The organism is uncultured Chryseobacterium sp., assembly GCF_913776365.1.
GTDB lineage: Bacteria > Bacteroidota > Bacteroidia > Flavobacteriales > Weeksellaceae > Chryseobacterium.
In genome coordinates this window covers 1-11,727 of sequence record NZ_CAJYMO010000210.1, presented here as the reverse complement: position 1 = coordinate 11,727, position 11,727 = coordinate 1, and the positions used below count along the sequence as shown (strand labels likewise).

Here is an 11,727-nt window from a genome sequence, read left to right as displayed (position 1 = left end):
TTAAAAATTGAAATGCAAATTTAATTGTTTCTGAATGATTTACAAAATACTTTGTGCGTATTATTGATAAATATGGAATAAATCTGAGCGTAACCACCTGTTTTGTTAACGGTCATTAATAAAAAATGCCGCAGGAACGGTTCCGTACGGCATGTGTATGCTTGTTTAATATTCCAGGATATGGTAGAGTTCTGCGTTGAATCTTTTCAGCCGCTCTTCGCCTTTGAGTTCTTTTAATCCGATAAGGAAGCTGAACTGGGCTACGGTGGCACCCTGTTTTTCCACCAGCTTGGCTGCCGCTTCGGTAGTGCCACCGGTAGCCAGCAGGTCATCATGGATCAGGATACGCTGCCCGGGTCTGATCTGGCCTTCGCGGGTTTCGATCACCGCACTTCCGTATTCGAGGTCATATTCTTCTGCAATGACCGGAGGCGGAAGCTTGCCGGCTTTTCTGATCAGGATAAAGGGCACTTCCAGAGCTACGGCAATGGCAATCCCGAAAAGGTAACCGCGGCTTTCGATTCCGCAGACCGCATCCACCTTACCTCTGCTGAAAGCTACCAGATCATTAATCACTTCCTCATAGAGTTTCGGGTTAAGGAAAATAGGGGAAATGTCCTTGAACTGAATTCCGGGGATCGGGAAATCCGCTACATTCTCAATCTTTTCTTCCAGCTTCCTGATAAGTTCTTGTGTTGCCATTATTTAAGGATTGATTTTATAGCTTGAGATTTTCCAGTCTCCGTTTACATTTTTCAGCCCGAAAGTTACCTTGAGCGCTGTTGTTTTTCCGTTTTTATCGGTAACATCATATGTTGCATTCACACTGGCAGCATTGGCATTGGCCAGATTGGATGTAATGTTCTTTACGCTGACATTCTTTACTGATCCGAAGCCGGAAGTGGGGTTGGCAAAGGATTCGTAGCTTCCCCAGCTTGGGTTGCTGGAAGCATTGTAGGCTGCTTTCAGATTCTGTCCGCTAACGTTGTTCAGGAATCCCGAAACTACGGTTTTCGGATCTGCGGCAGGTTGTTTCGGAGCGGCAGGCACGGTTGCCGGAGCAGCAGCATTAGGATCTGTGGAAACCGGTGGCACGGTGGCTCCCGGATTGTTAGGATCCATTACTGCCGGTTCCTGGTTCACTGCCGTGGAATCCACGACTACCGGTGCCGGCACCTTCAGCAATGACGGGTTTACATCCAGTCCGATTTTAGTCATTTTGAATGTCTTGCCCGTTGTTTTTACCGATACGGTGATGTCAATTTTATTATCTACAACCTTTGCTGCAGGCAGTGATGAGAATTTCAGGTTAAATCCTTTAAAGTTATTATCCTGCATCAGGTTTTTGGCAGTCGCCAGTTTTTCCCCGTTGCTGAACACTTCAAGGGTTGCTTCAAGACCGGCTCCTGTGAATGCTACAGGTTTTCCGGCATTGTCGAGAAGCCTTGGAACGATCTGAAGGGAAGTGGGCAGCCCGGTACCATCGTCTCCGCTAGGATTTGCCGTAATGCTCAGGGAATTGGCTTTTACGTCGTTCGGATCGCTTTCTTTGGCTTTGTCATCCCCGAAGATATTCATTTCACCCAATGACGGCGGGGCGGTACTGGCCCATTCGATTCCGTTTTTCTGGGCTACCTGGTCGGCCATGGTCATAATCTCAGGAACTTTTTTGCCGTCGATCAGCTGGCCGAGGGCTTTAAGCTCCGCTACGTCCCCGTCTGCTTCCACTCCGAAAGTCTTCAGGATATACAGGGCTTCATTGAATTTGATCTGTTTGATCGTTGGCAGACTCGCGGTCATATCGTTGATGCTCGACTGCAGGGTTTTGGTATTGGTAGCGTCTACATGATCTTTCTTGCAGGCTGTAAACAGCAACAGGCTGAAAATTAGCAGAAACGAAAATTTTTTCATTTTTAATCACTTTGCCACAAATTTAATAAAAACCTGTATGTGTAAGTGTTTTTTATTATCTTTTTTCTCTTTCTTCATTTTGTAACTGAAAGTTCAATACTGTTGTTAAACCGGTCAAGCTTTTCTTTCATTTCTTTTTCGGCCTCGCGCATCTCTTTCGAAACCGACAATCTGTCTGACGGCTGTGCACCTGCAGGGATCTGGTTCATCATCTGCCTCATGCCGGCAAAAGGGTTCTTTTTGTATTCATTATATTTCTCTGTAAATTTTTCTTTTGAGATTTCCTTGGATACGGATATTCCTGTCCGGCTCATAAAGCCTTCCCTATACGATGATTCTGCGATACGTTCCGTCTTCCTGTTTCCTTTCAGGACCCAGGCGTAATTTCCGGCATCATCTTCAATCTTTATGATAAGTCCCGCAAGACCATAAAATTTATAAGGCCCATCCTGGAAAGGAATATCTGAAGTAAACCAGGCAATCCACTGCCTGTCGCCAAACTGGGTCGTGGCTTTCTGGCAATTGTAGCTGCCGATCTGCTGTTTTTCATCTGAAATTTTCCAGTTCAGACCTGGTTTTTCACGGTAGGAGTAATAATCCAGCCCAATGCGGTCCTTGTAGCTGATCTCGTGTACCGGGTAATTTTTGGAAATCTGTTAGGTAAACTCAGTCTCTGTATTGTCAAACCGGTCCATATCCTGCAGTTGTCCTGTCTGTAAAGATTTTTCTACGGCAACGCCTGTCAGGGAATCCATCCGGATGTTATTACAGGACTGAAATACAGATTGGGTTTTATCCACATCCAGTACCATCATTTCCTTTTCAAGTTGTAAAGAATCCTTATTCGGCCTGTAGGTTAATTCATAGAAGAACCGGTTTACGGTATTTTGCCCGTTGATCAGAATAGTGGCTGCAATAAGTGAGATCTGAACTATTTTTTGCATCCTTTATTTTTTGTTTGGTTTTTCCTTTAAGTCATCTTTGAAGAATGAGCTGAAAACAGACTGCATGTTCGGGAAAGCAGGATCTTTCCAATATTCAGAAGTATAATAGCTATTGTTGAAGTCAAGCTTTATTTTACCGGGATCGGTATCATTACCAAAATCCATTTCCACAGGATAAAAGTTGGTATAAGTGCCGATGGCATTATAATCAGGTTCGCTTTTATGCTTCATTTTCAGAAAGGAGATTTCATTGTATTCCACGAGATCCCGCAATTTCTTCTCTGAACCTGAGGCATAAGCAATATTGAGAATCCTTCTTGAATCATAGAAACGGTATCCGAACAGGGCCATTTCTTTTTCCTGAAAAGATTCTCCGGTTAGTTCAATTTCATCTTTGCCGCTCCCTTTTACTTCTCTGAATATCCTATTTTTCATTTTTTTATATTCGTCTACATTGCCGACATCTTTTATTTTCGGAGCTTTCAGGAACATGCCGTAATCCCAGGAAGACAGTTTTTTCGCATCCATTTCTGCATTTTCCAGCCGGAAAATTCGGTATTGCTCGATACGGGTATCTTTCAGCTTTTTTGTCTTGTTATCGAAAATATAAGTGACAATTCCGTCCGCATAGGAATTCAGCTTATTATTAAGTGTTACATACGTATTGAAGTTTCCTTTTACAAAAACGTACTTTGCAGGTTTATCATTTTTAATGACAACGGCCTCTATATCTTGTACACGGTCATTGATTTTAATGATTCCCTTATCAAAATCGGCATATGACAAAGTGGCCACCGGAAGATTATCATACACCAGCTGGAACTTCTCCTGATCCGGTTTCAGGGATTGTTTCTCAATGGTACCGGCAATATCAGAAAAGGCTATAATGCTGCCGTCTTTTCCGAAAACCGAAACCTTAGGAAGTGGCTTCCCTGTTTTTTCGGATATGAAGGTAATGGTCTGTGCATTCAGGATGCAGATGGTAAACAGTAAAAATAAAAGTGAGATCTTTTTCATAGTGGTTTGGGTTATGCTATATGGTTATATCCATAAGACTCGTTTACCAGGAAAACGTTGCCTGACTATGTACAAAAAAAAAGACTGATCATTGCAATCAGTCTTTTTTTGTTATTTTATTATGGCTTCCTAGAAAGGATACTCATAAATTTCAGATTCGTGAAGGTAAGGGTTTCCTGTTGGAATCAGTTTCAGTTTGGACAATGCTGAAAGCACGGTAAACATGAATAATCCAACGACGAACAGGATGGCTCCCAGGATAAGGATAAACACTTCCGGAGTTTTCCAGTATGGCCCTACGGTTCCCGGCATTACCATATTGAAATAATCTACAATGTGACCGAAGATCACGACTACTGCCATGGTAGTAACCACTTTGTAATTTCTCTTGATGCTGCTGCTTACCAGTACCAGTAACGGCAACAGGAAGTTGATGATCAGCATCGGTAGGAAAGTAGGAGAGTAGTGCTGGAACCTTCCGAAGAAGTAGTTAACCTCTTCCGGGATATTCGCATACCAGTACAGCATGAACTGGGCAAACCAGGTATATGTCCAAAGCATACTTGTTGCGAAAAGGAATACTCCTAGATCGTGCAGGTGATTATCGTTGAACTGAGGAAGGAATCCGTTTTTCTTAAGATAAACACTTAACAGGATGATTACTGCGATACCGCTTGAAAGACAGCTTACCATTGAATACCAGATGTACATGGTAGAGTACCAGTGAGGGTCGATAGACATCAACCAGTCCCATGCCCATGCTGCAGAAGCAAATCCGAAGAAAGCAATATATCCTACGGCCCATCTGTACAGCATCTGATACTCGGTTCTTGAGTTGGTATCATCCACTTTTTTAGATTGTGCCTTCAGTTTCCATGAGAAGAAAGAAGCTCCCAGTACATAGATCAGGGTTCTTACCGCATAGAAAGGAATATTTAAGAAAATTCTCTTTTCAAATAAGATCACATCGAAATGCGCCGATGTAGGATCGGTAAGATCCGGATCCATCCAGTGGAACAGGTGCCCCTGGTGGGTAATGTTAAGGATCATCAGGATGATCAGGATTGCTCCACCGTAAGGGATGTAAGAAGCAATAGCTTCCATTACTCTTGTAATGATGATTGGCCATCCTGCATGGGCAGCGTGCTGAATAGAATAAAAGAACAATACGCAGCAGCTAACGCCGAAGAAAAATACAGCTACAAAATGTATTGCCGCTAACGGCTGGTTATGTACCTGAAGCTCAGCATGCTCAAGGTGAGCTGCGTGATCCTGAGGACCTACCATTTCACTGGAATGTGTAGGAGCAGTATGACCCGAAGCATGAACCGCTTCCATCATATGTTCTATTTTCTCTGTAGAAATTCCTCTGTTTAAAAAGAAACCGATACCAAACAGAACTAAACCTACAACAAGAAGGATTATAGAAGTTGATTTTAATTTTGGTGAAAAACTATACATTTCTTTTCTTATTTTTTAGTTTCGGTAGTCGTTTCTGGTTTTGCAGCAGCCGTTGCCGGGGCAGCCGTAGCAGTGGCTGTGGCAGCTGCAGGTGCCGCAGCTCCTTTTTTGAAGGCGTTCATCACATACATGGCCACTCTCCATCGGTCTCCCGCATTCAGCTGTCCTGCATAAGACCCCATCGCATTTCTACCGTTGGTGATTACATAATGAACGGATCCGACTGTAATTTCCCTGTCTGCGTAGTTCGGTACTCCGGAGAAAGCGCCGCTCTGTACGATTGGCCCCTGACCGTCACCTCCCGTTCCGTGGCATGCGGCACAGGTATGATCAAACAGGATTTTTCCTCTTTCAATATCCTTCGCTGCATTGGCCGGGTTCAGCGGGGAGCTGGTCATGCTTTTGGAAGCATCATATCCCGCATTGTATTCATCCACATTTTTAGGAAGAAGGCCTTCCTCAAAAACACCGTCTTTGTTCTGGGCTACCGATCCTTCTACAGGAGAAAGACCTGTGGCTCCGTTATTTTTAACGAAAGCAGGGATTTCATTTTCGTGATCCGAATAGGCATCCTGAGCTTTCATCAAAGGGTCGTACGCTACCGGAAAATACATGTCCGGGAAATATACCAACGGCGTATTCTCTTTTGGTCCGCAGGAGTTAAGTAAAACTGTGGTTACACCTAAAACCGCTGTAATTTTTAAAATATTTCTCTTCATTTTAAGCATCTTTAACGGTTATTTCTTCTACTCCTGTTTCGATCAGTAACTGCTTCACAGCTTCTACATTTTCCGTTACAAACTCCATCATGAATTTGTCATCTGTTGTTCTTGGATCAGGATTCTGTGCCGGGGCTCCCGGGAACATTTTATTCCTTACAAGGAAAGTAAGTGACATCATGTGGGCTGCACAGAATACCATAAGCTCAAACATAGGCACTACGAAAGCAGGCATGTTATGTCCCCAGTCGAAAGCCGGCTTACCACCGATGTTCTGAGGCCAGTCATGATTCATGGTATACCAGGTAAGGGTAGCACCGATCGTCACCCCGTAAAGAGCGTACAGGAATGCGGCATCAGAAATTCTTGTTTTCTTCAACCCCAATGCTTTATCTAGCCCGTGAACCGGAAACGGAGTGTAAACCTCGTTGATTGCGATTCCTTTATCGTTGAATGCCTTAACGCCGTTCATTAAATCGTCGTCGTCAGCATAAAGTCCGTATACAATTTTAGTGGTGCTCATCTCCTTCTTTTGCTTTATAAGTTTCACCTGAGATTTTCAGAATCGATTTTAATTCAGCCTGCGCAATTACAGGGAATGTTCTTGCGTATAATAAGAACAATACGGAGAAGAATCCGATGGTTCCCAAATATACACCCACATCAATGATCGTTGGCTTAAACATCGTCCATGATCCTGGCAGGTAGTCTCTTGAAAGGTTGATAACGATGATGTCAAAACGCTCAAACCACATACCGATGTTGATAATCAAGGCAATGATAAATGTTGCGATAATATTGGTTCTTATTCTCTTGAACCAGAACAGGGCAGGGATGATCAGGTTACACGTAATCAACGCCCAGAAAGCCCACCAGTAAGGTCCAACGGCAGCTCCCGGAGAAAGATAGGTGAAATCTTCAAATCTTGATCCTGAATACCATCCGATGAAATATTCGGTAGCATACGCTACGGTTACCATACCTCCGGTCAGGATGATTACAATGTTCATAATCTCGATATGGTACATGGTAATGTAGTCTTCCAGGTGGCATACTTTTCTTGCAATCAGCAATAGGGTCTGTACCATGGCAAATCCTGAGAAGATCGCACCGGCAACGAAGTAAGGAGGGTAAATGGTAGAGTGCCATCCTTTAATTACCGACGTGGCAAAGTCAAAAGATACCGTGGTGTGTACCGAGAATACAAGTGGTGTCGCCAACCCTGCAAGAACCAAAGAAAGCTCTTCGAATCGTTGCCAGTGTTTTGCTTTACCACCCCATCCGAAGGCAAGGAAGGTATAGATTTTCTTTGTCCAAGGTGTTTTTGCTCTGTCTCTGATCATCGCAAAGTCAGGGATAAGTCCCATGAACCAGAATACCGTTGATACAGAGAAATACGTAGAGATGGCAAATACGTCCCAAAGAAGGGGAGAGTTGAAGTTCCCCCAAAGGGAACCGAACTGGTTCGGTAAAGGGAATACCCAGTATCCTACCCAGACCCTACCCATGTGGATCACCGGGAAGATCGCTGCCTGTACCACCGCAAAGATCGTCATCGCCTCTGCAGATCTGTTTACAGACATTCTCCATCGTTGTCTAAATAATAATAATACTGCGGAGATAAGTGTTCCGGCGTGACCGACACCTACCCACCATACGAAGTTGGTAATATCCCAACCCCAGTTAATAGTTCTGTTAAGCCCCCATGCTCCAATACCTGTCCCGATCGTGTAGGCAATACACCCGAATCCATAGATGAATAGAACCAGGGCTGCATATAATGAAATCCACCATAATTTCCCTGCTCTTTCTTCGATAGGTCGTGCAATATCTTCCGTGATATCGTGATAAGTCTTGTGACCAATAATTAGAGGTTCCCTTATCGGAGCTTCGTAATGTCCTGACATTTTTTACCTATTTATTATTTAAACTTTATTTTTCTACTCTGTTTCTTACTTTAGTATGATAGAACACGTTTGGCTTGGTTCCGATCTCTTCAAGTAAATAATATCTTCTGTTGTCAGCATATAACTTTCTGACTTCAGATGCTTTGTCATTCATGTCCCCGAACTGGATAGACCCTGTAGTACACGCTTTTGAACAAGCGGTCTGGAATTCTCCGTCTTTTACTACTCTGTTTTCTTTTTTCGCTTCAAGGATGGTAGTCTGGGTCATCTGGATACACAGTGAACATTTCTCCATTACCCCTCTTGTTCTTACTACAACATCCGGGTTCAGTACCATTCTACCAAGGTCGTTGTTCATATTGAAATCGAACTTGTCATTCAGGTTATAGGTGAACCAGTTGAAACGTCTTACTTTATAAGGACAGTTGTTGGCACAGTATCTGGTACCGATACATCTGTTGTAAGCCATGTGGTTCTGGCCCTGCTGTCCGTGTGAAGTAGCCGCTACCGGACATACCGTTTCACAAGGAGCATGGTTACAGTGCTGGCACATTACCGGCTGGAAGATCACATCCGGGTTATCGGCAGGATGGTTCAGTGCACCTCCTTCCTTGTTGAAGGCCGTACCGTATAATTCAGGAACCGCCATTCCTTCTTTCAGTCCCTCGTATACTTCTACCTTCTGTCTTGAAGAGTAATAACGGTCAATTCTTAACCAGTACATATCCCTTGACATTCTGATCTCTTCTTTCCCTACTACCGGAACGTTGTTCTCCGCCTGACAGGCAATGATACATGATCCGCAACCGGTACATGAGTTCAGGTCGATGGACATATTGAAGTGAGGCCCGTCCGTGTCATCGAACGCATCCCAAAGGTCAATTTTTCTGGCAGGAAGCGCTCCGCTGATGGTATGGTATTCCAAAGGTTTGTTCCATCCGTTGTGCTCATCATCGAAAGGTACATTGATGAATTCTGCCAATGGTACTTCCCTGGCGATTTCATAACGTCCCATCAGGGTATTCTGAAGCTGGATTCCCGCAAATTCGTGGTCTTCCCCGGTTTTCTCAATTTTAACATTGGAAACGGCAAGGTTGGAACCGTCGAACAAAGGATAAGCATTTACTCCCGTATCAGCCGTAGCTCCGGAATTTTTCTTACCGTATCCCAGTGCAAGCCCTACTGATCCTTCAGCCTGTCCCGGCTGTACGAATACAGGAACGTCTTTGATGGTTACTCCGTTTACCGTAAGGTTTACGATGGAACCGTCCAGCTGCATCCTTGCATTAAGATCATTGTCGATGCCTAATCTTTCGGCATCTTTCGGAGACATGGTCAGGTAGTTGTCCCATGACATTCTCGTCAACGGATCAGGTAATTCCTGAAGCCAAGGATTGTTGGCCTGGGTACCGTCTCCGATTGCTGTTGTGGTGTACAATACCAGTTCCAGGTCGGAAGGTTTGAACCCGCTTACTTCAGCAACAGCCTGGGCCGCATTTCCTCCTGCATAAGACAGCGTCGTTGCATTTGAGGAAGCATTGATACCGTTGTATAAAGCTTTATTGAATGAGGTTGCTCCCAGTACGGAAGCAGCATTTGCTTTTAAATAATCGTAATAGTTGTTGGCCGCATTATTCTTACCGTTTTTCCAAACCAGTAAAGATTCTTCAATCTGTCTTGATTTGTAGATCTTCTGGATGGTAGGCTGCATCAATGAATATACCCCGGTCTGAGGTTCAAGATCCCCCCATGATTCCAGCCAGTTGGCTACAGGGATTACAGCTTTCGCTGCTTTGTACATTTCATTTTTCTTGTCGGCTACAGCAATTACATAAGGGACTTTAGCCAGGGATTTCTTGAACTCTTCTCCTTTGTGGTAAGAGTAGATCGGGTCTACGTTATTGGCAATCAATACGCCAACCTGACCTGCATTCACCCATCCTAAGAATTCTTCGAATCTTGCTTTGTCGAATTCCTTCAGCAGGTTTGCTTTTCCGGTGAAAGCTACTGATCCCAGTTTCTGGTTGATTAAGTGAGCCAGTACCTGAGCGCCTTTTGAACCGTCTGCGAAAACAACGGCTTTGCTGCCTTTTGCCTGAAGTTCCTTAGCGATTTCAGAAGCGTTTTTATCTGAAGTTCCTCCTCCTGTAATAGCGTTGTATACTTCCACCAGGGTCTTGTTAACCTGGCTTGGCTTGAGCCTGTATCTTGAGTCTGCATTCGCTCCTGTTAAGGACATATTGGATTCTACCTGGATATGTCTCAGCATGTTCGGTCCCGGTTTTCTCGCTGCTGCATAAGAAGACTCAAGGCTTCCGCCGTTGTAATCTCCGAGGAAGTCAGCATGGAAACCTACCACCAGCTCAGTCCCTCTCAGGTCATATACCGGCAATGCTCTGGTTCCGAAAACTTCCTGGGCTGCATCCAGTGCTCCGGCATAAGGGAAGGCATCATAAGTTACCAGTTCAGCGGTAGGATATTTTGCCTTGAATTCTGAAAACAGTTTTTTGAAAGTAGGGGAAGCGAAAGAGTGTGACAACAGCACGATTCTTTTGTTGGCTGCGCTTGCTTCTTCCAGTCCTTTGATCACGAAACTGTCTACTTTATCGAAAGTTTCGTCTTTTCCTTCAAATTTCGGCTGCTTTACTTTATCGTTATCGTAAAGGGAAAGCACGCTGGCCTGAGCCCTTGCACTTGTTTTACCAAGATCTCCGGCTGAAGGGTTAGGTTCAATTTTGATAGGCCTTCCTTCACGGGTCTTTACCAGGACACTTGCGAAATCAAAACCGTCGAAATATGTTGAAGCGTAATAATTCGGGATTCCCGGAATGATATCATGCGGCTTTACCACATAAGGGATCGTTTTAATTACCGGAGCTTCACAGGCAGCAAGGGTTACCGCTGCTGTTGAGAATCCTAATAATTTTAAGAAATCTCTTCTTGAAGTACCGGATCCGTTCTTTTCAGCATCTCCAAGGAAATCTTCTACCGGAATTTCTTCCTGGAACTCTTTCTGAGCCAGCTTATTGTTTAAAGCCGGATCTTTAAGTTCATGAATACTTCTAAATTGTATTTTGTTTGAAGCCATTTATACTTCTAATTTTTAGTTATTAATAATGACATTTACCACATTCAATACCTCCAATTGCATCTACAGTAATCTTACCACCGTCTTTAGGGTATTGTTTTTTCAGTTTTTCGTGTAGATTCTTGAAGTACTCTTTATTATAACCGTTGTTCATATCAACTTCAGTCGTTCTGTGGCACTCAATACACCATCCCATGGTAAAGTCATTGGCCATCTGAACAACATTCATAGTGTCTATTTTACCGTGACAAGCTTTACATACTACATCGATTTTGTTATTAGGATTCTTTTTGTTGAAAGAATTGATGATGGCCTGTTCACCGGCTACTACGTGCTGGGCGTGGTTAAAGTAAACGAAATCCGGCATGTTGTGGATTCTGGTCCATTCCACCGGTTGTGTTTTTCCTGTATACTGCTGTTTCTGGGAATCCCATCCTGTAGCAGCGTAGATCTTCTGGATTTCTCCGTCATAGAATGCCTTGTCTTTTCCTGGCTCCATATAATGCTCTGCATTGTATTCGGAAATTGTTCTGTGACAGTTCATACAAACGTTCATAGAAGGAATTTCAGATACTTTACCGTATTTGGCACTGGAGTGACATAGCTGACAGTCGATTTTTTGTTCTCCGGCGTGAATCTTATGCGAGAAGTAAATCGGCTGTTCAGGTTTATACCCTTTG

The 11,727-nt window shown here is 43.8% G+C and carries 11 protein-coding genes; all 11 read right to left on the bottom strand.

Translation table 11 applies throughout. The features are described 5' to 3' along the window. Positions 1-165: 165 nt before the first annotated feature. A complete protein-coding gene (locus QZ735_RS10615) occupies positions 166-702 on the bottom strand; it encodes an adenine phosphoribosyltransferase (RefSeq protein ID WP_294247986.1) in 537 nt (178 codons plus the stop codon). 3 nt (positions 703-705) lie between these two features. Further along, positions 706-1,911, bottom strand: coding sequence for a hypothetical protein (locus QZ735_RS10610; RefSeq protein WP_294247983.1), 1,206 nt, complete (start codon positions 1,909-1,911; stop codon positions 706-708). Positions 1,912-1,985: 74 nt separating this feature from the next. Continuing rightward, a complete protein-coding gene (locus QZ735_RS10605) occupies positions 1,986-2,564 on the bottom strand; it encodes a GLPGLI family protein (protein ID WP_294247988.1) in 579 nt (192 codons plus the stop codon). 3 nt (positions 2,565-2,567) lie between these two features. After that, complete coding sequence (locus QZ735_RS10600; protein ID WP_294247981.1) at positions 2,568-2,855, bottom strand: hypothetical protein; 288 nt, start codon at positions 2,853-2,855, stop codon at positions 2,568-2,570. A gap of 3 nt (positions 2,856-2,858) precedes the next feature. After that, complete coding sequence (locus tag QZ735_RS10595) at positions 2,859-3,872, bottom strand: hypothetical protein (RefSeq protein WP_294247979.1); 1,014 nt, start codon at positions 3,870-3,872, stop codon at positions 2,859-2,861. Between the two features lie 129 nt (positions 3,873-4,001). Further along, a complete protein-coding gene (locus tag QZ735_RS10590; protein ID WP_294247978.1) occupies positions 4,002-5,333 on the bottom strand; it encodes a quinol:cytochrome C oxidoreductase in 1,332 nt (443 codons plus the stop codon). Positions 5,334-5,341: 8 nt separating this feature from the next. Beyond that, on the bottom strand, positions 5,342-6,061 hold the full coding sequence (locus QZ735_RS10585) for a cytochrome c (RefSeq protein ID WP_294247976.1): 720 nt from the start codon (positions 6,059-6,061) through the stop codon (positions 5,342-5,344). Then, positions 6,054-6,575, bottom strand: a complete 522-nt coding sequence (locus QZ735_RS10580) for a DUF3341 domain-containing protein (protein WP_294247974.1) — start codon at positions 6,573-6,575, stop codon at positions 6,054-6,056. Before QZ735_RS10580 ends, QZ735_RS10585 begins: the two co-directional genes overlap by 8 nt. After that, positions 6,562-7,959 (bottom strand): NrfD/PsrC family molybdoenzyme membrane anchor subunit, encoded by a 1,398-nt coding sequence (nrfD, locus tag QZ735_RS10575; protein ID WP_294247971.1) that lies wholly within the window; start codon positions 7,957-7,959, stop codon positions 6,562-6,564. The genes QZ735_RS10580 and nrfD overlap by 14 nt, the downstream gene beginning before the upstream one ends. Before the next feature lie 25 nt (positions 7,960-7,984). Continuing rightward, positions 7,985-11,047: a TAT-variant-translocated molybdopterin oxidoreductase gene (locus tag QZ735_RS10570; RefSeq protein ID WP_294247969.1), complete on the bottom strand. Its 3,063-nt coding sequence runs from the start codon at positions 11,045-11,047 to the stop codon at positions 7,985-7,987. A 22-nt stretch (positions 11,048-11,069) separates the two neighbouring features. Next, positions 11,070-11,727, bottom strand: a 658-nt coding sequence (locus QZ735_RS10565) for a cytochrome c3 family protein (RefSeq protein WP_294247968.1), incomplete at its 5' end; no start/stop codon positions are given.

Coding starts and splice junctions, on each gene's coding strand:
- nrfD (WP_294247971.1), bottom strand. CDS start 7,959: ATGTCAGGACATTACGAAGCTCCGATAAGGGAACCTCTAATTATTGGT.
- QZ735_RS10595 (WP_294247979.1), bottom strand. CDS start 3,872: ATGAAAAAGATCTCACTTTTATTTTTACTGTTTACCATCTGCATCCTG.
- QZ735_RS10615 (WP_294247986.1), bottom strand. CDS start 702: ATGGCAACACAAGAACTTATCAGGAAGCTGGAAGAAAAGATTGAGAAT.
- QZ735_RS10585 (WP_294247976.1), bottom strand. CDS start 6,061: ATGCTTAAAATGAAGAGAAATATTTTAAAAATTACAGCGGTTTTAGGT.
- QZ735_RS10580 (WP_294247974.1), bottom strand. CDS start 6,575: ATGAGCACCACTAAAATTGTATACGGACTTTATGCTGACGACGACGAT.
- QZ735_RS10590 (WP_294247978.1), bottom strand. CDS start 5,333: ATGTATAGTTTTTCACCAAAATTAAAATCAACTTCTATAATCCTTCTT.
- QZ735_RS10570 (WP_294247969.1), bottom strand. CDS start 11,047: ATGGCTTCAAACAAAATACAATTTAGAAGTATTCATGAACTTAAAGAT.
- QZ735_RS10600 (WP_294247981.1), bottom strand. CDS start 2,855: ATGCAAAAAATAGTTCAGATCTCACTTATTGCAGCCACTATTCTGATC.
- QZ735_RS10610 (WP_294247983.1), bottom strand. CDS start 1,911: ATGAAAAAATTTTCGTTTCTGCTAATTTTCAGCCTGTTGCTGTTTACA.